This is a genomic window from Fredinandcohnia onubensis (genome assembly GCF_002734215.1).
GTDB lineage: Bacteria > Bacillota > Bacilli > Bacillales > Bacillaceae_L > Ferdinandcohnia > Ferdinandcohnia onubensis.
Genome location: NZ_NSEB01000003.1, coordinates 17,523 through 38,193 on the forward strand (window position 1 = coordinate 17,523; position 20,671 = coordinate 38,193).

Genomic DNA, 20,671 nt, shown 5'->3' on the forward strand with positions numbered 1-20,671 from the left:
GGGAAATCGACTCGCTGTCGTTAGGGTTTTCCTCTTCATCCGGCTTATGAAGGGGAAATCGACTCGCTGTCGTTAGGGTTTTCCTCTTCATCGGGCTTATGAAGGGGAATTCCGCTCGCTGTCGTTAGAGTTATCCTCTTCATCCGGCTTATGAAGGGGAAATCGACTCGCTGTCGTTAGGGTTATCCTCTTCACACCAATTATGAAATCTAGTTAGTTCTGTCCCATTTTAAATTCTAGGAAAAGCTGGTTATAGATAGCGAGATTCTTTTTCCCTAGGTTTTCATAAACCTCAAGCTTTTCGGTTAGCTCTGGAGATGGATAGAAACGTTCATCAGATACCATATCTTCAGGCATATATTGTAGTGCCTTTTTGTTTGGAGTGGAATAGCTGACGTATTCTGTGTTCTGCGCGGCTACTTCCGCATCCAACATAAAATTAATAAACTGATGTGCGCCATCAATATTTTTGGCTGTCTTCGGAATGACCATATTATCAAACCAGAGGTTAGAGCCTTCGCTTGGCACGACATAGTTTAAATCCTCATTTTCCCACATAATATCTGCAGCATCACCAGACCAAACAATTCCAATTGCTGCCTCGCGATTTTGAATCAGCACTTTTCCCTCGTCGCCAACAATGGCTTTTACATTAGGTGTAAGCTTCATCAGTTTTTCCTTTGCTTCGATTAAGTGGTCAAGATTGGTATCATTCAATGAATAACCAAGAGAGTTAAGGCCCATTCCAATGATTTCTCTAGCACCATCAACCAAGATGATTTCATTTTTGAGGGAAGGGTCCCAGAGATCGTTCCAGCTTGTAAATTCTTTTCCATCAAGCATAGTTGGGTTATAGACAATGCCAACTGTTCCCCAGAAATAGGGGACAGAGTATTGATTACCTGGATCAAAAGGAAGATCCATGAACCGTTCATCAATGTTTTTTAAATTTGATAGTTTAGAATGGTCAAGAGGGATGAGTAGGTCCTCTTGGCGCATTTTATCAATCATATATTCAGATGGAACCGCGATATCGTAAGTGGTTCCACCTTGTTCGATTTTTGTCATCATTGCTTCATTAGAGTCGAAGGTTTCGTAAATAACCTTAATTCCAGTCTCTTCTTCAAAACGATCAATCAGTTCTTCGTCGATATAGTCGCCCCAGTTATAAATCGTTAAGGTGTTCCCACCAGCGAGACCCTGAGATGAATTTAAATGGTGGATAAGGTAGAGTAACCCACCAGATACAAGTGCAATTGCGATAAAGGCACGGATGAGTTTCGTCATTTTCGAACCCCCAATCCACGTGTGTTACCTCGTTGTGCGATAAAGTAATACCCGACAACAAGCAGCATTGTAAAGATAAACAGAAGAGTTGACAATGCATTAATATTTAACGAGATTCCGCGTCGTGCAAGGGAATAGATTTCAACAGAAAGCGTTGAGAAGCCATTTCCTGTTACGAAAAATGTAACAGCGAAATCATCGAAGGAATACGTAAGGGCCATGAAAAAACCAGCAAAGATTCCAGGTGTGATGTAAGGGATAATCACCTTTGTTAGAACCTGCATTTGGCTTGCTCCGAGATCTTTCGCTGCATCTATTAGAGAAGGACTCATCTCTTTTAGTTTTGGCAGGACCATAAGTACGACGATTGGAATACTGAAGGCAATATGTGAAAGTAACACAGAATAAAATCCTAATTTAATTCCAGCCATTGTTAATAAAATCAAAAAGGAAGCACCGATAATGACATCAGGACTTACAATCAAGACGTTATTTAACGATAGGAGTGTATTTTGAGTTCGTCTTTGTTTAATTGAATGAATCCAAATGGCTCCAAGCACACCAATAATGGTTGAAACAAGAGCTGAGAGCAAGGCAATCACAAATGTATTTAACACGATGATGAGAAGTCTAGTATCCCCGAATAGCTCCTTATACCAATCCAAGGTAAAGCCCTCAAAATTGCTCATCGTCCCACCACTATTGAATGAGTAATACACGAGATAGAAAATCGGTGCATATAAAATGAAGAAAATAATAAATAAGTACGCCTTAGAAGAAATAGCCAGTTTATCTCTCATTTTTAGCACCTCGTTTCTTGCTGTTTCCAGTTGCGACCATAATTAATACCATAAAAATAATCAGGAAGACAGCAATTGTTGAACCCATGCCCCAATCCTGAGTGACAAGAAACTGCTGTTCAATAGCAGTACCGAGTGTAATCACTTTGTTTCCTGCAATTAGTCGTGTCAGCATGAATAATGATAGAGCAGGAATAAATACAACCTGACAGCCTGATTTTACCCCTTGAATCGTAAGTGGAAAAATCACACGACGAAAAGTAGTCCATTTAGATGCCCCAAGGTCGCGAGAAGCATCTAGCAGACTAGGGTTCAATTCATTTAGTGAGTTGAAGATTGGTAAAATCATAAACGGAATAAAAATATAAACAGATACAAACACAAAGCTAAAATCCGTAAATAATAATTGTTTAGAGCCAATACCAAACACTTCAAGAATAGCGTTCGCTGTTCCATACGTTCCAAAAATCCCGATAAAAGCATAGGCTTTTAATAGTAGATTAATCCAAGACGGAGCAATGATTAATAATAACCAAAGATGTTTATGCTTGGTTCTTGTTATTAGATATGCTGTAGGATATGCAACCAACAGAGTTACAGCTGTAATTAAGAACGCATACCAAAAAGAACTCAGAGTCATTTTTAAGTAAACGGGTGTGAAAAATGTTTTATAGTTTACTAAAGATAAATTTCCCTCAATATCAAAAAAAGAATAATAGAGAACAAGTGTAACTGGAGCGATAACAAATATGAGAATCCATAAAGCATAAGGAATAAAAACAAGATTACGGGTTACCTTATTTTCCATGGCTTTCCCCGTCCACATATGCCTCTAAGCGACGATCATATTCTTCTTCTGTTTCACCAAGACGCATAACATGAATTGCCTCTGGGTCAAAATAAAGTCCAATTTCTTCGCCGACTTTCGCCTTCTTTGTTGAATGCACAAGCCACTCGTTTCCATCTTTGTCCAAACCGCAAATTTCATAGTGTACGCCTCTAAATAACTGGGAATCTACTACAACTTGCAGTTTTCCTTTTTCAACAGAAGTAATTTCTAAGTCTTCTGGACGGATGACAATATCTACTAATTCATTGTCTGAAAAACCTTGGTCAACACAGTCAAAAGTCTTTCCGACGAATTCAACGAAAAAGTCTCTATGCATTTTTCCTTTTACGATATTAGATTCACCGATAAAATCAGCAACAAAACGATTGATTGGTTCATCATATATATCAATAGGGGTGCCGCTTTGTTGAATTCTTCCTTCATTAAGTACAAATATCTCATCAGACATGGCAAGAGCTTCCTCTTGGTCGTGTGTAACGAAGATAAAAGTAATACCAAGACGCTTCTGAAGGTCGCGAAGCTCGTATTGCATTTCGGTACGAAGCTTCAAATCAAGAGCGGATAAAGGCTCATCCAATAATATAATCTCAGGTTCATTAACAATTGCACGTGCAATCGCAACACGCTGTCTCTGACCACCAGACATTTCTTGAATTTCACGATTTTCATAGCCTGCAAGATTGACGAAGCTTAGAGCTTCTTTTACCTTTTTATCTATTTCAGATTGCTTCAATTTCTTTATACGTAACCCAAAAGCAATATTTTCAAATACATTAAGGTGTGGAAATAGGGCGTAATCCTGAAACACTGTATTTACTTGACGTTTATTGGCAGGTGTCGTATTTACTTTTTTACTATTAAAATAAACCTCACCACTTGAGGGTTCAATAAATCCTGCGATCAACCGTAGTATCGTGGTTTTTCCACAACCAGAAGGACCGAGAAGGGTATAAAACTTTCCTCTTTCTATTTCAAAGCTAACATTGTCGAGAACAGCTGGATCATTGTCATACTGTTTTGTGACATTTTTAAATTGGATAATAGGTATACTGTTCATAGCAACCCCCTTCTTTCTATTAATAGAGATAAGATTCGTAACGCAATCCGGCATAATTATACACGAGTCGCCAAAAAATTCAATAATAATTATAATTGTCAAGTTAGAAATGTATGGAAGACTATTTTCTTAGTTGTGTATAGGACATTCGGATTAGGAAAAATTTCACATTTTTAGTAAAAGATTATATCGAATTCATTGACCAAAGAGGAAAATAGAAATATAATTATAGTACAATTTAAAATACTCTTTCTTTAGTGGGTTAATTGAATAAAGTAAGGGCAAATTCATTGAAAGATGAAGACGCAAAACTATAGGGGCTAAAGTCCAAATGGACATGCCAGCCAGTTACCGAGTACAGCTCGTATCGAAAGAACGCAGATTAATCGGTATATGATTAGTCTTTTTTTTATACCAATTTATCAATATGTTACTACTATATTACTAGATTTTTGGAATTGGAACTGTTCAAACGACTTTTGGAACATCCTCTAAAAAAATTTGGAAGTGATTACATGGAGAAAACAATCCAGAATCTTAATGTACTAAAAAAACTAAGTGAACTAATTGAGAAGATTGGTTCTGAGAAGACTCTGATTTCTGACGAGGTTCGTACTTTTTTGTATCAAGCATGTCAGGAAAAAGAAGAGCAAGAGATTACCAGTACCCTTTTAACTCAACTCCAAGAAATAAACGAACAAATGGAAAACATGCATTGGATGAACAAGCATTACCGAATCCTACATGATTTTGCTCAAGTCTGCAGTAAAACATTAGATGAATCCGTCCTTCTCCAAAAGTCTTATGAGATGGTTTCACGTGTTATGCCAACAGATGCATTTTATATTGCATTGCATAATCCTGGTGACAAACATATTCATTTAGTCTTTATTATGGATAATGGCGAACCAGCCCCTCCAAGTATCGTTGACTTTGGCGAAAATTACACATCAAAGGTCATCAAAACAAGGGAAATCGTCCACCTCAAACATCAAAACCAGAACATTGAATATGATACGAAAATGGGTGAAGGGGACGCTGACACAAGCTCCTGTCTTTTCGTACCTGTTGTCATTGATGACCAGGTCAAAGGTGTCATCTCAACTCAGAGCTTAAAAGATTTTGCTTACCGGAAAGAGCATGAGGAACTTTTGCAAATGATCGGTGCGCAAGTAATCAACTCGATTGAAACAGCCCGTTTATATGAAAAAATATACACGATGTCTCGTACGGACGAATTAACAGGTTTAAAAAACCACCGTGCCTTCCATGAGGATTTAGCACAACTGATCAAAAATGAGAACGATGAAATAACGGTTATGATGATTGATTCTGATGATTTAAAACAGGTCAATGACCGCTTTGGGCATGACGCTGGTGATTTATATTTACAAGTACTAGCAGACGGAATGAAAACGGTATGTAATGATAAGCTTGAGGGTTATCGTTATGCCGGAGATGAGTTCATGATTCTTATTAAAAATAGTAGCGACACGTGTGTAAAGGAAATTTACGCAATTTTAAATGAGTATTACAATGAAAACCCAATCATCATCGAGAATGAAAAAATCATTGTTTCGATCAGTACGGGTGTCGGGATGTATCCGCACCATGGAACGACTGTAGATTCTTTGAAAAAGGCAGCTGACCAAGCACTTTATGCTGCAAAAGAAAGTGGAAAAAGACGCATTGTAGTAGCGAAATAAAAAAAGCTCATCCCAAATGGATGAGCTTTTTACTCGTTGATATGAGCAATAATGCCTTCTTCGTCGTCTAAGACAAGTTTGATTCCGGCATATGGGTCACGCTTAAGAAATTCGCCAAGCCATAAACGTATTGCTTCGATTAAGTTCGCCATAATGAGAACCTGTTTTCGATCGTTTACATATACTTCTGCGGAGAATCCGTAATCGTCGTCATACATGAGTTCTACTTCAACCTCTTCAGGCTTTACTTGCTTTTTTAAGCCGATATAAACACAAACTGCATTTATAATTTCTTGTTCAGAAAGAATTAGCGTTGCCATGGATCAGTCTCGTTTTTCTTTCTATCTTTAATCATGACGAAGATTTTTCGAATGATTACGATCAGAACATAAATCGCAAGAACGTTAATCATTAATCCTAAAAATGAACCAAGCATACCCATTCCACCTAATAGACCACCGAATAGGAATCCTGCAAGTCCACCAAGCATAAGACCTTTCATTAATCCACCAGACATGAATCCACCTTTAGGAGTGGTTGGAGTAGTAGATTTGTTTGTAACATTGTTATCTTGTTTTTTCTGTTGTTGCTGGAAGTTTGATTTATTTGTGTTCCCAATATTATTATTGAATCCTCTTTTACCTGATTTGTATCCTTTTGCTTCAACAGATGTTGGTTGGTCTTGGAAAACAAAGCTCCCAAGCGGGGAAAAAATCAAAGTAAGTGCTACTAATGCTGATAATACCTTTTTCATATAATAGAAATACCTCCATAAATTAGTTGTTTTATTTATAATAGTATACCTTATTATTCATTCTAATGCGCTTCGTAATACCTCCTCTTATACTTTCTCCCTTATATACGATGAAAAGCGGGTTTTGGTTTCGCTTTTTAAGAAAAAATAGGACTGGTAAATAGTAACAAAACCCTAACGAAATTGTTAGGGCTTGCAGGAAGTATTACATAAACATATCGAGAATCAAGACAACACCTAAACCTACAATTGAGGTTGTGAACAATAGTAGACCCCATGTTTTAAAGGTATCTTTAATGCTTAAACCAAAATACTCTTTAAATAACCAGAATGATGCGTCGTTAACGTGGGTGATTGTATTACTACCTGCCGCTGTTGCAAGTACCATTAATACCGGGCTAACATCAAATGTATCAATAAGAGGGCCTACAATACCAGCAGCCGTTATCGCTGATACAACACCTGTACCTGTAGCAATACGAAGTAATGCAGTAATGAACCAAGCCATGATTAGCGGTGAAATTGTTGTATTCTCCATCATAGACGCAATATAATCACCAACACCAGAATCAAGAATGACTTGTTTAAAGGCACCACCTGAACCAACGATAAAGATAATCATCGCAATTCCTTTAATAGCACTTGAGAAAGAATCCATTACGGTTGAAATGTCACGTCCTGTGCGTAAACCAAATACATAGATTCCTATTAAAACAGCCACAAGTAAACTAATTTCTGCACTACCTAGGAAGTTAATAATTTCATGGAACGTGCTTCCTTCTTCGATGAACATATTTAAAATAGTAGCAGTCATGATCATGATTGCTGGGATTAATGGAACAAAAAGACTTAAACCAAAACCAGGCATTTCTTCATCAGTGAACTCTTTTGGTTTTTCCATTAATTTTGGAATCGGACGATCTAAATTTTTCATCATTCGTGGCAAAATGATTCCAGCCGCGATAACTGCCGGAATAAAAACAACAATACCAATTATATAAACCATACCCATATCTGCGCCATAAGCATCGACCAATGCAGTCGGACCAGGCTGTGGTGGGAATAAGCTATGTGATAGAGTAGTAGCCGCAACCATTGTAATTCCAAGCTTTAAGAATGGAATTTTTGCCTCCATCGCAATACTAATAACAAGTGGAGCTAGAATAATAAAGGCAACCTCATAGAATACGGAAATTCCGAATACCATACCAATAATGATAAGGGCCCATTCTACTTTTTTAACACCAAACTTATTTAATAGAGTGGAAGCAATACGTTGGGCCGCCCCACAATCAACCATTAATTTACCTAATACAGCACCTAAACCAATGATAAGAGCAAGGCTTCCAAGTGTACTGCCAAGGCCTGCCTTAATAGTTGAAACAATACTTGTTAGATTCATTCCATTTAATAAACCAACAAGGATTGCTGATAGTAACAGGGCGATAACACTATTTAGCTTAAGCTTCATATTTAGAAAGAGAAGCAAAGCAACCCCAAGAATTACCGAGATAATCGGCAAATTGTCTACAAACCAATCCATTTTCATTTCCTCCTGAATCTCTTAGCTGTAATATCGTTTACATTTGCTTCCGTAAGTTTTGTTCTATTATTGAAAAATATAGTTAGATAACTGAGTGCGTTTTCAAATTAGAGAACGCTCTATTAATTTGTTTAGGAAACAAACAAAAACAATGGACTTATTTTACACAATTTTTTTGAGGAGAGCAATGAGAAAGTTTTACAAGTTAACTATAGGGAGCGGAAGGATATTGAAGTTGGGTAGATTTCACTATAGAAGTAGGTAAAAAGTGGTTTTCTTATCCTAAGGGCCATAAAAATGGTATAGTATATTTGAAGCATAATGTTCTTCTAATAGAACTGTAGGAGAGAGGATATCCATGCAATCAGAAATTCAATTACAAAAAACATCCCTCATAGCTGATCTTAAATCACTTTTTAAGGCAGGGGTTTTATTAGCAAATGTTCTACCCGTATATTCAGGATTTTGGTTAGCCATTTACTTTACGGGTGCATCTTTTCAGGACAACCTAGGATTGTTTCTATATACAATGATCGGGAGTACGCTCGTTATGGCGGGGGCTCTCATCATAAATAACTGGTATGATGTTGACATTGATACAGTCATGGATCGAACCAAAAAACGACCAACTGTAACAGGCCACTTTTCATTGAAATTTGTTCTGGTATTAGGAATTGTTTGTTCTGTTTTAGGGTTCATTTTTCTATTTTTCACAACCTTTGAAGCGATCTTTTTTACATTTATTGGTTGGTTTACGTATGTTGTGTTATACACGATGTGGTCAAAGCGCAGATTTACGATTAATACAGTGATTGGAAGTGTTTCTGGCGCCGTTTCTCCTTTAATGGGGTGGGCCGCGGTTGCACCTATCGATCATATCGTTCCAATTATGCTCTTCTTAATCTTGTTTGTTTTTCAAATGCCTCATACGTATGCGATTGCGATGAGAAAGTATGAAGAGTATAAAGCGGCTAAGGTTGCAATGCTTCCAGTCGTTCATGGGTTTGAGGTGACGAAAAAGCATTTTCTGTTCTGGGTCATCTGTTTGTTGCCCATGCCTTTCTTTTTAGGGGACCTTGGAATGGTTTTCGTCGTACTCTCGACATTGCTTAATATTGGTTGGATTATATTGAGTGTCAAAGGATTTACGGTTAAGGATGATATGAAATGGGCTCGCTGGAACTTTCTGTATTCCGTGAATTATATTTTGATAATCTTCCTATTAATGGTCGTTGTTACATTACCGAAATATTTTGGATAGGCTTGGCTGAACCTCGTTACATTCAATGTAGCGGGGTTTTTTGTGCCAACAATATTTTACAACCAAATTCAAATCTTTTTGTCACAAATTCCACCCCTTAGTCGTCTTGGTTTTAAAACAATTAGTGGGAGTGGATATTATGCAACTTGATGAAAAAACGTGGGATTGTGTCATTATAGGCGGTGGCATCGCTGGGTTAACTGCTTCTATATACTTAGCGCAAGCCGGAAAGTCAGTCCTCGTTTTAGAAAAATCGAATAAACTAGGTGGCAGAGGAAAAACGACGAAAAAAATAGATTCCTATTTAAATCTTGGGGCACATGCACTTTATTCAAAAGGAAAATCAATGAAGGTCTTACGTGAATTAGGTATTAAAATAGAGGGGGGCGTTGTGCTGACAAAGGGAAAGATGATTTATAAAGATGAAATTTATGATATTCCATCCACACCTATTAGCCTATTGACCAGTCCACTCCTAAATTGGAATGCCAGGAAAGAGTTGTTCTCTTTTTTTCTTGAATATAAGAAAATAGAAACTAATAAGCTAAATCACATACCATTACGTCAGTGGTTGCAGCATAAGATAAAGGATGAAGTGGCAAGTCAACTGATATTAATGCTGTCTCGTTTGTCAACATATTCGAACGAACCTGATTTACTAAGTGCAGGTGCAGCACTAAAGCAGCTTCAATTAGGGAATGCTTTTTACCTAAATCATGGTTGGCAAAGTATGATAGATGCTTTAGAGGAAAAGGCTACCGGTTTAGGAGTCCATTTTCAAACGAGCAAAAACGTAAAGAAAGTGAATGGTTCAAATCCTCAGTTAACCGTGCATACAAACGAAGAAACCATACATGCTCGAAATGTACTATCCGCTTCAAGTCCTCATGAAACAGCTAAAATATTGTCAGAACACGAAAGAACTCCAGAAATAAAAATCAAAGATTGTATTCCAGTACATGCAGCCTGTTTGGACCTCATTTTATCTAGACTACCTAACCCGAAAATTGACTTTGCAATGGGGGTTGAGGAGCCCTTTTATTATTCGAATCATTCCAAAATAGCAAAGTTAAGCGAGCGAGATTACCAGGTTGTTCATGTGATGAAGTATAAAACCTCTACTGAAGATACAGAAGGGGAATTAGAGAACTTTATGGAAATAGTTCAACCAGGATGGAAGGAATATGTAGTGTATAAACGATATCTTCCAAGAATGACTGTTTCAAATCGTTTATTTGTAGCCTATCAAAATGAAAGGCAGTCTCCATCAGTTGAACAGATACCTGGAATGTATGTGGCGGGGGACTGGGTAGGAGATGGAATGCTTGTAGATGCTTCGTTTCAAAGTGCTAGAAAAGCAGCCATGTTAATCCTTGAAAATCTGCATTAAAAGGGGTGGGGGCAATATGTTAGACGACCAGTTTTACCAGGAATATAAGCCTCTTTTGTTTTCGATTGCCTATCGAATGACTGGTACGGTAACAGAAGCTGAGGACATTATACACGATGTTCTGCTCGGTTTTGGGGAGTTGAATGGAGAGCAAATTGAAAATATAAAAGCATACTTATGCAAAATGGTAACAAATCGCTCCATCGATTACTTGAAATCGGCGAGAAAGCAACGAGAGGTATATATAGGTCCATGGTTACCAGAACCATTCATTATCCATGATGTAAATCCAATGCATGAAGTCTTAATGCATGATAGTATTTCATATGCTCTCTTGTGCTTAATGGAACAGCTCACGCCTGTTGAACGAGCGGTATTTGTCTTAAGAGAGGCATTTGGATATGAATATGAGGAAATTGCTTCTATTCTAGAAAAAGAGGTAGCAAACTGCAGAAAAATTTTAAGTAGAGCAAGAAAAAAGATAGATTACAAGGATGATGTAGACCCTATAAAGGTCAATCAGGAGGAAGTGCAGCATTTGGTCCAGTCTTTTCTACTTGCCGCAACAACCGGAAATACTGAGAGTTTCCTTACCTTACTTGCGAATGATGCAGTCCTATACTCAGATGGTGGGGGCAAGGTGAAGGCTGCTTTAGTACCTATCGAAACAAGAGAACGGGTTGCACAATTTATCTTTGGGCTCCTTCGAAAGTTTGGGCAGGATGATGAACTAAAATTTGAATTAGTCAACGTAAATGGACAAAGTGGGATCTTGATTAAACGATATAACAAACCAGAAAATGTGGTATGCTTTGAAATAGAAAAAAATCAAATCAAACATATCTTTTCCATTCGTAATCCTGAAAAGCTAACATTTGCTTTGAGAGGGATACCATTTTAATCAGATCATGGCAAGGAGACTACCAATGGATGATAAGTATTACGATGCACTTTTACATGTAAAAACAAGTGGAGGACAAAAGGGATTTAGCCCTTCTGTTCATTATCACCGTTATGAACCGACACCATATGAAGGGCTCGATGCACTATTTTTGCATTATCAATTGAAGGAAACAGACCGGGTGGTGGATTTCGGATGTGGCAAGGGTAGACTTCTTTTTTATATTCATCACCATTTTGGGGCATCTGTTGTAGGGATTGAGATTGACAAAAGTCTCTATCATGAAGCGGTTGAAAATCAAGTGCGCTATCTAAAAAAGTCAGGTTATCAAAAAGGAGAAATTGAAATTCACCATTGTGCCGCACAGGATTATGAAATCAACTCCCTTGATAATCGTTTTTACTTTTTTAATCCTTTTTCTATTCAGGTTTTTAAGCATACATTGTCTAATATCCTACATTCATATGAACAGAATCCACGAAACATAGAAATCATTCTTTATTATGGATCAAACGAGTACACCTATTTTATTGAAACCAATACACCTTTTCAAATGAAGAAAGAGATTATCATTCCCGGATTGTTTGAGAAAAACACATATGAGAGATTTTTAGTTTATCAACTCTTATGAAAATAGCTTCCAATAGGAAGCTTTTTTGTTTCTATTTTAAATATAGCGGTTTGACTAAATTGAATAGAGATATAAATTAAGTGCTAGATGGTTTAGAAAAAATGATATTATAATTGTAATATAAAAAAAGGACTATGCTATTAATAATTGGATTGGTTAGATTGGAGAAAAATGTTGGAGAATTTCAAAACCATACTAAATAAATTGAAGAATAGGCTTAACAGTCTATTCGTAAGGTATTTCATTATTCATATCGCGATACTAAGTACGATTATTTTGGTTTCAACCATTACTATATATAATCATTCTGTGACAACTATAAAAAGAAATCAACATGACGCAGAAACCAACCTGTTAAATCAATATAAAAATTTGCTGACCTTAACTTTCAAAGAAGTAGAAGAAATAATAGAGCTAACAGCAAAAAACTCAAATACTCAAAACTTTATTTTGGAATCGCTACCAAGTGAGGAAAAACAAGCCAATGAAAATCTTTTAAAACTATTGAATAGCTTAAAAAATGTTGCTAATGCGAATAACATTATCGTTTCGGCATATGTTTACTCAACTGACAAAAAAATGATTATCAGTTCTAATCAAAAAAGCTATAGTACTGAAAGTTTTTATGATACAGACTGGCTCCAATTCTACAATGATGACTTGGTAGGGACTCATATTATGGAAACACGAAAAATCCAAGATGGATATGGAAATGAGTTTAATGTGTTGACGTTTATTAGAAATCTTCCTTATGGATCATCTGATAAGAAAGGTGCAATTGTTGTCAACGTAAATGTTGACCGGCTATATAATACAATCGTCGGGCCAAATAACAATTCAAACGGGACTTTTTATGTAATTAACCAAGAAGGTAAAGTTATTTTGCACCCCAAACAAAGGGCATTATATAGAAATATAAAGGAACTTAATATCCCGATTTCTACGTTTAGAAATAAATCCGATAATTTTATTGAGAAAACGAAAAAGGGGGACCAATTATTTACATATATAACTTCAATGAATAATAATTGGAAATATGTATATGAGGTTTCTGCAAAAGATTTAAATGGAATTTTCAGAAATATTAAGATAGTAGTTGTTCTCAATATTATAGTCGCCATGTTATTAAGTTTATTACTAGCGTATATTATCACCAAATATGTTAGTAATCCTTTGCAAAGATTATTAAGTTTAATCCGTAAAAATAGTAATGAAAAGTTTAACCCAAAAAAGTATAAGAATGAATATGAGTATTTAGATAATGTATACAGTAGTATGATGTTTGATAATAAAAATTTACAAACAATTGTATCAGATATTAAACCCCTGATTAAAGAAAAGTTAATTGACACTTTAGTTTCTAATAAAAAGATCACGATTGGTGAAGTTAAGGAAAAACTAACACTATTAGATATAAATTTTGAACATAAATATTTTATTGTGCTAACGTTACAAATTGATGATTATATTGCATTTTACCAAAATCGAAATGAGTTAGAGAGTAGTATTCATAAGGCAAGTCTTACTAAACTAATTGAACAGTTTTTCAACAATAGATTTGTGTGTATTTGTGGTGAAATTGAAACTGATAAGCTTGCAGTCATAATTAATTATTCTAATCAAATCTTGTCAAGCCATATAAATGAAAGTATTGTCCCGATGGTACATCAATTGCAGGAAAAGGTAAATGAAGAATACCCATTTACTGTAACGATTGGGATAGGACGATCATATCCAGAAATCCTTAAGGTTCATAAGTCTTTTAAGGATTCATTAAATGCACTTAAATATAAATTTTATCAAGGAAAAGATCAAATAATTAATGTAGATGATATTGATGATGCAAAAAATGAATTGTATTACTACAATAGTGATCGAATCAAAATACTAATGAATAATTTAACAATCGCAGATCGTGAAGGTGTCAAGAAAGAATTGGACCTTTTGTTCGATGAGATAACTACGAGTGGTAGGATGCCATACGATTATACAAACCAAATGTTTTTACACTTAGTTAGTTTTGTTATTGAACTAACAATTAATAACAACATAGATATGAATAAGGTATTTGGTGAAGATTACGATATCTATGATATGTACAGAAGCAAACAAACAATTCATGATATTAAAACATTTTTTCTGGAAATAACAGATGCTATTGCTATAGAAATTTCTAATATGAATAGTGATAAATTACCAAAAACAGTTGAAAGGATCTTAGAGTACGTAGATAACCACTTTCAAAATGACATCTCATTAAATGATGTTGCCGATTGGATTGGGCTAAGTACTACTTATATTAGCAAAGTCATAAAAGAGACTACTGGCAAAAGTTATTTGGAATATGTAAATAGTAAAAGAATAGAAAGAGCGAAGTTATTGTTAGCAAGTACAAATTTAACAAGTAAAGAAATTGGTTTCAAGGTTGGGTTTAATAATATTCAAACATTCATGAGAGTCTTTAAAAAATATGAAGGTATAACTCCTGGCCAGTATCGTGAAAAAGTGTAATAAATTCAAAATTTGTTGCTATTAATCTATATTTTTTATTAACATAATCAGATATTCATGAACAAAAAATTAATGTGAATGGTTTTTGAAAATTGTTAATTTACACTGAAACCCCTTTCATTTAAAGTTGAAAACGCAAACACATTCATATTACAAAGGGGAGATTTAAAACAATGTTTAAAAACAAATCATTTTTGGTGTTAGTCAGTTTGTTAGCAGCAATTCTATTACTTGGTGCTTGTTCAAGTGGTTCCAGCTCGGAAGGAAATTCGAGTGATTCAGAAGAGGGGTCCGGAAAAAAGATTGAACTTAAATTTGCAGAAGTAAATCCAGAGGGACATCCTATGACAGATGCAGCAGAAAAGTTTGCAGAAATAGTTAATGAAAAAAGTGATGGTCGAATTACAATAAATGTTTATCCTGCAGGTCAGTTAGGCGATGAAACAGAGAATGTGGAAGGTCTTCAAATGGGATCTGTTGATTTCATGAGAGCAAATGCCAATGTATTAGCATCTTTTGGTCTTGAAAAGATGAATGTTACTTCACTTCCATTCTTATTTAGAGACCGTGAGCATTTATGGAAGGTTTTAGATAGTGATATTGGTACAGAATTAATGAATGATATTAATTCAAGTGATACAGGAGTTAAAGGTGTTTTCTATGTGGAGGAGGGAGCTAGAAACTTCTTCTTCACCGACAAGGTAGTCAAAACACCTGCTGATATGAAAGGGCTTAAAGTACGTGTGCAAGAGAATGAATTAATGGTCGATTTAGTAAATGCTCTTGGTGCTTCTCCAACTCCAATACCTTACAGTGAATTATATAGTGCATTACAAACTGGGATTGTTGAAGGTGCTGAAAACCCACCCGCAGCCTATCTAGCAAATGCATTTTACGAAGTAGCTGATAAGTTAACCATTGATCAGCACATTTTTGCGCCAAACTTTATTTTAGCTTCAAGTAAAGCATGGGAAAAGTTAAGTGAAGATGATCAGAATCTTTTATTAGAAGCAGGAAAAGAAACACAAGAATATGTAAAAGAAAGATCACAACAGGCTGATGATGAAGCGCTTGCGGAGTTGAAAGAAAAGGGTGTTGAAATCATTGAGGTAGAAGATCAAAAAGTATGGCAAGACGCTGTCCAGCCGCTCTATGAGAAGCATGGAGCTGGATATGAGGACTTAATTAAACAAATTATTGCAACAGAATAATAAATAAGAAAATCACTTTAAAAGTGAAGGAATAAGGAATATAACACAATATATTCCTTATTTTTCTTTAATAGTAGGGTGTGGGGTGAGACAAAAGTTGAGTAAACTATTTAATCAATTTAATAGTACGATAGAAAAAGTCTGTAAAATATTATTAGTAGCTATGACATTGGTCGTAACCTATGTTGTTTTTATGCGGTATGTAATGGCAGATACTCCTGTCTGGGGAGAAGAAAGTGTAAGATTAATGCTTGTATGGCTGACATTTTTAGGAGCAAGTTTAGGATTAGGAAACGATACACATATAAGATTAAATGCAATTGATAATTTTCTTTCACCTAAAATGTTAAAACTTTTAGACTGGTTTAGTATTATAATTCTTTTCTTGTTTTCTCTCTTTATGATTACTGAAGGACTTAATATGGCGAAATTAGCTATGGGAAGTACAATGCCAGGGCTTAGAATTCCGTCTGCCTGGATATATGGTATATTTCCAGTCGCAGGGGTCCTTAATATTATCCAGTTAATAAATAAAGGGAGGAGTCTATTATGAGTGTAGAGGCAATTGGAGCATTAATATTAATTGGAAGTTTTTTGCTTCTTATCCTTCTTAGAATACCTATTGCTTTTGCATTGGGATTTTCTTCCGTAATTACAGCGATTTATTTAGGAATTCCCTTAATGCAACTTGTTCAGTCCATTGTTAACGGTGTCAATGTCTTCTCCTTGCTAGCAGTACCCTTTTTTATTTTAGCAGGAGAATTAATGAGCCAAGGTGGAATTTCAGACAGGCTGATTGCTCTAGCGAAAATTTTTGTTGGCCGATTCCGAGGTGGATTAGGACAAGTTAATATATTGACAAGTACATTTTTTGGTGGAATCTCTGGTTCTTCTGCTGCCGATACGGCATCTCTAGGTCCAGTTCTTATTCCGATGATGAAAAAAGAGGGATTTGATACTAGAACTGCTACTTCAATTACAATGGCAAGTTCAGTCCAAGCCATTCTTATACCACCAAGTCATAATATGATTATTTTTTCGTTAGCTGCAGGAGGAGTTTCAATTGGTGGTCTATTTTTAGCTGGTTTAATACCAGGGATTCTATTAGGTCTTATTTTAATGGTTTATACCTATATTATTGCGGTTAAGAGAAAATATCCTAAGTCTGAATCTCCAGCAGGGCAAACGTTTAAAATCATATCAAGTGCGATATGGGGGCTATTAACGATTGTAATAATTCTGGCAGGAGTTGTCACAGGGGTATTTACTGCAACAGAGTCTGCAGCAATTGCCACTGTTTGGGCATTCATTGTAACCTTCCTTATTTATCGGGATATCCCATTAAAACAATTTGGAGCAATTCTTAGAAAAGCTTTACAAACAATTTCGATGGTTATGATACTAATTGCAACATCTAATGCTTTCGGTTGGTTATTAACTTATGTAAGGATTCCGAAGCTTGTATCTGAAGCTATTTTAGGAGCTACTGAAAGCAAGATAGCTATTATGCTATTAATTTTGTTTATACTTTTGTTACTAGGCATGATTATGGATATGGCAGCAATTATTTTGATTGCAACTCCGATATTCTTGCCAATTGCTACTTCGATTGGAGTAGATCCTATTCATTTCGGAATCATTATGATGCTTACGTTAGGACTTGGACTAGTAACACCGCCGGTAGGGGTTACGCTCTTTATCGGTAGTGCTATTTCGGGGGAAAAAATAGGGGCTTTATCTAAAAATATGATTCCTTTCTATTTATTGTTCTTATTAGCAATACTTATTGTGACTTTCATCCCGCAAGTATCACTGTTTTTACCGGATTTGTTGATGAAATAATAACGATATTTTGTGCAGATTGAATATGGTTAATACCAATATAAAATATTTCTAGATTTTCTTACAAGGCTGGTTTCTTAATTGAAACCAGCCTTTTTATTAACTGTTTTTTTGAGGTTCACTTACTTATGTATAAGGGACTTGTATTTTTAATGTTTTGAAGTGGGGTAAGTTCACCAATTTGTCATTTTTGGATTTCTTGGAAGGGTACAAGGAAGAAACGGTCTACAAAATGCCGAATTAGAGCGGTTTTAATGAGTTTTATTAGTATGTCGAGGGACGAGAAATAGCATTTTTTCTCGTCTTTTTTTAATGAGTGTATTAAAAATTACACTTGATGTGTGATTCAGTTCACAACATTGAGAACCGTTCCTAATTATGATGTAAGTAAGAAGAACATAAGGAGGTTGAGTTGAATGGGAGCTTCAAAAGTTAACCGCAATAAAAACACAAACGGGGGAAATTCGGAACGATTAGTTGGAACCTGGATTTCAGTTGGTGTTGTTGGAGCAGTCATTCTTGCTACGTATCTATTACTATTCGGCCTATTTATGGCTAGATTCTAGGAGGGGAAAAAAATGAAGATGCATCGTGATGAAAAAATATGGCTTACCATAAGTTTCGGGCTTATCATTGGATTCATGCTTATAACAGGATACCAAACATTTGCATTAGAAATGGGACCACCAAGCAATATGGAAACAATCGATCCTCAGAAAGTTGATGAAACAGCTCCATTCGACAAACCAGGTGTTTATCAAATCGGAGAAAATGAATATGAAGTAGTTATGACGTTACAAATATTTAGTTTTACACCAGCAAAAATCGAAGTACCTGCGGGTGCAAAGGTTCACTTTATCATGACATCTAAAGACGTAGTTCACGGATTCCAAGTTGCAGGTACAAACTTAAACGCAATGGTAATGCCAGGACATATTCAAAAAATCACTCAAACGTTCGACGAGCCTGGTGAGTATTTAATTCTATGTAATGAATATTGTGGTTCTGGCCACCAATTAATGTCTACAACAATTACGGTTAAATAAAGGAGGGGAGACCATTGGCAACTATATTAAAAAATTCAGATTTGACATTTAAAGAAAAAACAAACAAAGTTTTAGGGGTTAATCTAGAAGATGCAAAAATTTCAAAATCCTATTTATCAGTAGCATTTATCGCATTATTATTAGGTGGACTTTTTGGATTATTCCAAGGATTAAATCGTGCAGGTCTTCTAGAATTACCAAGTTGGCTTAATTATTATCAAGTATTAACAGCACATGGTCTATTATTAGTAGTAGTATTTTCAGCATTTGTAACCATTGGTTACTTTTACGCAGGTCTTTCTCATGATTTAGGTGGATTATTACCTAAAGTTAGAAGGATGGCATGGGTTGGCTTTTGGACGAAAATCCTTGGTATCGTATTAGTCGTCATTCCTGTTCTAATGAATGAAGCATCTGTCATGTACACTTTTTATCCACCAATGGCAGCACATCCAGTGTTCTATATCGGGTTAGCATTAGTGGTAGTAGGTATTTGGATCTTAGCAGTTGGTGCATTTATTCAAGTAGCAAACTGGAGAAAGAATCATAAGGGTCAGCATTTACCAATCCTTTCTTTCTTTGCTACAGGTGTATTTATTCTACTAGTTGGTGCAACAGCATTTGTCGCAGTTGAAGTATTATTCTTGATTCTACCATGGACACTTGGCTGGGTAGATACAATTAACGTAATGGTCTCTCGTACACTTTTCTGGGCATTCGGACACACAGCAGTTAATATCTGGTATTTAACAGCTGTATCTGCTTGGTATGTCATTATACCAAAAATCATTGGCGGAAAACGTTGGAGTGACACACTTACTCGTGTAGTTGTTATTGCCTTAGTTATCATGAACATTACTGGTGGTTTCCACCATCAAATTATTGATCCAGGAATTAATTTATCAGTAAAATTCCTACACGTATTCATGAGTTTAGCAATTGGTTTCCCATCATTAATGACAGCATGGGCAATGTTTGCAGTATTTGAACGTACTGGAAGAGCAAAAGGTGGTAAAGGTGCCTTAGGTTGGTTTAAAAAGTTACCTTGGGGAGACGTTCGTTTCCTATCACCATTTATCGCAATGGCTGCCTTTATCCCAGCGGGTGCTGGTGGTATTGCACAAACAACGAACCAACTTGACCAAGTTATACACAACACAATGTGGGTTGTTGGACACTTCCACTTAACACTAGGTATGTCAGTCGTAATGACATTCTTCGGAATTAGTTACTGGTTAGTCCCACATATTTCAGGCCGTGTATTAACAAAAGGAATGAATAAATTAGGTGTTGTTCAGACCATCATCTGGACAACTGGTATGGTTATCATGGCGATCACAATGCACTGGGTTGGACTTCTTGGCTCACCAAGAAGAACATCTTTCACAGACTACTTTGGTAGTGCACAAGCTGCAGGCTGGGAACCATTTATGATGGTAATTGGTATCGGTGCAACACTATTACTTGTAGCGGTAATCATCCAAGTATATGCAGTATTCAATATGATGTTCTTTGCACCAAAAGGCGAAACAGAATTCCCAATTGCTGAAGTAGAAGAAACAGCTTCAAAAACTCCATTCTGGACAGAACGTTGGGGACTATGGGTTGTGCTTATGATTCTAGTAATTGCAATGGCATATGTATTACCATTAACTGAAATGATTGTAAACGCACCTCCAGGATCACCACCATTTAAGACTTGGTAAAAAGAAAAGCGAAGGCGAGCATTTAGCGACGTACGGACTGGACTGAACCTGTAGGAGATAAAGGAAACACGGGGAGCGAAGCGAGCCGATGTTGACCTTATCGTACGGAGGGTGAGGGAAGTCTCGCTAGTCGCTGCGAGCCGTAGCTAGACAAATAGAAAACCGGAGGGGCCTT

The 20,671-nt window shown here is 36.1% G+C and carries 19 protein-coding genes and 1 riboswitch; of the genes, 12 read left to right on the forward strand and 7 right to left on the reverse strand.

The genetic code is table 11. The features are described 5' to 3' along the window. Positions 1–213: 213 nt before the first annotated feature. Genes CKK03_RS01960 through CKK03_RS01975 form a run of 4 tightly spaced genes read right to left on the reverse strand, consistent with a single transcriptional unit; the run spans position 214 to position 3,994 of the window. A complete protein-coding gene (locus CKK03_RS01960) occupies positions 214–1,287 on the reverse strand; it encodes an ABC transporter substrate-binding protein (protein ID WP_099360954.1) in 1,074 nt (357 codons plus the stop codon). Beyond that, the gene (locus CKK03_RS01965) at positions 1,284–2,087 is read right to left on the reverse strand and encodes an ABC transporter permease (RefSeq protein ID WP_099360955.1); all 804 of its coding nucleotides are present in this window, start codon (positions 2,085–2,087) and stop codon (positions 1,284–1,286) included. Before CKK03_RS01965 ends, CKK03_RS01960 begins: the two co-directional genes overlap by 4 nt. Further along, positions 2,077–2,895: an ABC transporter permease gene (locus tag CKK03_RS01970; RefSeq protein ID WP_099360956.1), complete on the reverse strand. Its 819-nt coding sequence runs from the start codon at positions 2,893–2,895 to the stop codon at positions 2,077–2,079. The genes CKK03_RS01965 and CKK03_RS01970 overlap by 11 nt, the downstream gene beginning before the upstream one ends. Further along, positions 2,885–3,994: an ABC transporter ATP-binding protein gene (locus tag CKK03_RS01975; RefSeq protein ID WP_099360957.1), complete on the reverse strand. Its 1,110-nt coding sequence runs from the start codon at positions 3,992–3,994 to the stop codon at positions 2,885–2,887. Before CKK03_RS01975 ends, CKK03_RS01970 begins: the two co-directional genes overlap by 11 nt. Positions 3,995–4,264: 270 nt before the next feature. Next, positions 4,265–4,350: riboswitch (cyclic di-GMP riboswitch) on the forward strand. Between the two features lie 159 nt (positions 4,351–4,509). Here CKK03_RS01975 and CKK03_RS01980 point away from each other — a divergent pair. Then, a complete protein-coding gene (locus CKK03_RS01980) occupies positions 4,510–5,700 on the forward strand; it encodes a sensor domain-containing diguanylate cyclase (RefSeq protein ID WP_099360958.1) in 1,191 nt (396 codons plus the stop codon). 29 nt (positions 5,701–5,729) lie between these two features. Here the strand turns inward: CKK03_RS01980 and CKK03_RS01985 are convergent, their stop codons facing one another. The 3 genes from CKK03_RS01985 to CKK03_RS01995 all read right to left on the reverse strand — a co-directional run bounded on the left by CKK03_RS01985 (position 5,730) and on the right by CKK03_RS01995 (position 7,997). Then, positions 5,730–6,020 carry a YxcD family protein gene (locus CKK03_RS01985; RefSeq protein ID WP_099360959.1) on the reverse strand — a complete coding sequence of 97 codons (291 nt, stop codon included), beginning with the start codon at positions 6,018–6,020 and terminating at the stop codon, positions 5,730–5,732. After that, positions 6,008–6,454, reverse strand: coding sequence for a hypothetical protein (locus tag CKK03_RS01990; protein ID WP_099360960.1), 447 nt, complete (start codon positions 6,452–6,454; stop codon positions 6,008–6,010). The genes CKK03_RS01985 and CKK03_RS01990 overlap by 13 nt, the downstream gene beginning before the upstream one ends. A gap of 205 nt (positions 6,455–6,659) precedes the next feature. Next, positions 6,660–7,997 (reverse strand): gluconate:H+ symporter, encoded by a 1,338-nt coding sequence (locus CKK03_RS01995; protein WP_099360961.1) that lies wholly within the window; start codon positions 7,995–7,997, stop codon positions 6,660–6,662. Between the two features lie 358 nt (positions 7,998–8,355). Between CKK03_RS01995 and cyoE the strand changes: the two genes are divergently transcribed. The 11 genes from cyoE to CKK03_RS02045 all read left to right on the forward strand — a co-directional run bounded on the left by cyoE (position 8,356) and on the right by CKK03_RS02045 (position 20,496). After that, positions 8,356–9,258, forward strand: coding sequence for a heme o synthase (gene cyoE, locus CKK03_RS02000; RefSeq protein WP_099360962.1), 903 nt, complete (start codon positions 8,356–8,358; stop codon positions 9,256–9,258). Between the two features lie 139 nt (positions 9,259–9,397). After that, positions 9,398–10,648, forward strand: coding sequence for a phytoene desaturase family protein (locus tag CKK03_RS02005; RefSeq protein ID WP_099360963.1), 1,251 nt, complete (start codon positions 9,398–9,400; stop codon positions 10,646–10,648). A 16-nt stretch (positions 10,649–10,664) separates the two neighbouring features. Beyond that, positions 10,665–11,549, forward strand: a complete 885-nt coding sequence (locus CKK03_RS02010) for an RNA polymerase sigma-70 factor (RefSeq protein ID WP_099360964.1) — start codon at positions 10,665–10,667, stop codon at positions 11,547–11,549. 25 nt (positions 11,550–11,574) lie between these two features. Beyond that, positions 11,575–12,180 (forward strand): SAM-dependent methyltransferase, encoded by a 606-nt coding sequence (locus CKK03_RS02015; protein ID WP_099360965.1) that lies wholly within the window; start codon positions 11,575–11,577, stop codon positions 12,178–12,180. Between the two features lie 174 nt (positions 12,181–12,354). Then, positions 12,355–14,691 (forward strand): helix-turn-helix domain-containing protein, encoded by a 2,337-nt coding sequence (locus CKK03_RS02020; protein WP_180271121.1) that lies wholly within the window; start codon positions 12,355–12,357, stop codon positions 14,689–14,691. A gap of 173 nt (positions 14,692–14,864) precedes the next feature. After that, positions 14,865–15,902, forward strand: coding sequence for a TRAP transporter substrate-binding protein (locus CKK03_RS02025; RefSeq protein ID WP_099360967.1), 1,038 nt, complete (start codon positions 14,865–14,867; stop codon positions 15,900–15,902). A 97-nt stretch (positions 15,903–15,999) separates the two neighbouring features. Continuing rightward, entirely contained in the window at positions 16,000–16,455 is a 456-nt protein-coding gene (locus CKK03_RS02030) for a TRAP transporter small permease (RefSeq protein WP_099360968.1), read from the forward strand. Next, positions 16,452–17,744 (forward strand): TRAP transporter large permease, encoded by a 1,293-nt coding sequence (locus tag CKK03_RS02035; protein WP_099360969.1) that lies wholly within the window; start codon positions 16,452–16,454, stop codon positions 17,742–17,744. Before CKK03_RS02030 ends, CKK03_RS02035 begins: the two co-directional genes overlap by 4 nt. Before the next feature lie 416 nt (positions 17,745–18,160). Continuing rightward, the gene (locus tag CKK03_RS23550; RefSeq protein ID WP_180271122.1) at positions 18,161–18,310 is read left to right on the forward strand and encodes a hypothetical protein; all 150 of its coding nucleotides are present in this window, start codon (positions 18,161–18,163) and stop codon (positions 18,308–18,310) included. Positions 18,311–18,322: 12 nt separating this feature from the next. Next, positions 18,323–18,790 carry a cytochrome c oxidase subunit II gene (locus CKK03_RS02040; protein ID WP_099360970.1) on the forward strand — a complete coding sequence of 156 codons (468 nt, stop codon included), beginning with the start codon at positions 18,323–18,325 and terminating at the stop codon, positions 18,788–18,790. 14 nt (positions 18,791–18,804) lie between these two features. Further along, positions 18,805–20,496 (forward strand): cbb3-type cytochrome c oxidase subunit I, encoded by a 1,692-nt coding sequence (locus tag CKK03_RS02045; protein WP_099360971.1) that lies wholly within the window; start codon positions 18,805–18,807, stop codon positions 20,494–20,496. The last annotated feature ends 175 nt before the right edge of the window (positions 20,497–20,671 follow it).

Coding starts and splice junctions, on each gene's coding strand:
- CKK03_RS01960 (WP_099360954.1), bottom strand. CDS start 1,287: ATGACGAAACTCATCCGTGCCTTTATCGCAATTGCACTTGTATCTGGT.
- CKK03_RS01965 (WP_099360955.1), bottom strand. CDS start 2,087: ATGAGAGATAAACTGGCTATTTCTTCTAAGGCGTACTTATTTATTATT.
- CKK03_RS01970 (WP_099360956.1), bottom strand. CDS start 2,895: ATGGAAAATAAGGTAACCCGTAATCTTGTTTTTATTCCTTATGCTTTA.
- CKK03_RS01975 (WP_099360957.1), bottom strand. CDS start 3,994: ATGAACAGTATACCTATTATCCAATTTAAAAATGTCACAAAACAGTAT.
- CKK03_RS01980 (WP_099360958.1), top strand. CDS start 4,510: ATGGAGAAAACAATCCAGAATCTTAATGTACTAAAAAAACTAAGTGAA.
- CKK03_RS01985 (WP_099360959.1), bottom strand. CDS start 6,020: ATGGCAACGCTAATTCTTTCTGAACAAGAAATTATAAATGCAGTTTGT.
- CKK03_RS01990 (WP_099360960.1), bottom strand. CDS start 6,454: ATGAAAAAGGTATTATCAGCATTAGTAGCACTTACTTTGATTTTTTCC.
- CKK03_RS01995 (WP_099360961.1), bottom strand. CDS start 7,997: ATGGATTGGTTTGTAGACAATTTGCCGATTATCTCGGTAATTCTTGGG.
- cyoE (WP_099360962.1), top strand. CDS start 8,356: ATGCAATCAGAAATTCAATTACAAAAAACATCCCTCATAGCTGATCTT.
- CKK03_RS02005 (WP_099360963.1), top strand. CDS start 9,398: ATGCAACTTGATGAAAAAACGTGGGATTGTGTCATTATAGGCGGTGGC.
- CKK03_RS02010 (WP_099360964.1), top strand. CDS start 10,665: ATGTTAGACGACCAGTTTTACCAGGAATATAAGCCTCTTTTGTTTTCG.
- CKK03_RS02015 (WP_099360965.1), top strand. CDS start 11,575: ATGGATGATAAGTATTACGATGCACTTTTACATGTAAAAACAAGTGGA.
- CKK03_RS02025 (WP_099360967.1), top strand. CDS start 14,865: ATGTTTAAAAACAAATCATTTTTGGTGTTAGTCAGTTTGTTAGCAGCA.
- CKK03_RS02035 (WP_099360969.1), top strand. CDS start 16,452: ATGAGTGTAGAGGCAATTGGAGCATTAATATTAATTGGAAGTTTTTTG.
- CKK03_RS23550 (WP_180271122.1), top strand. CDS start 18,161: ATGGGAGCTTCAAAAGTTAACCGCAATAAAAACACAAACGGGGGAAAT.
- CKK03_RS02040 (WP_099360970.1), top strand. CDS start 18,323: ATGAAGATGCATCGTGATGAAAAAATATGGCTTACCATAAGTTTCGGG.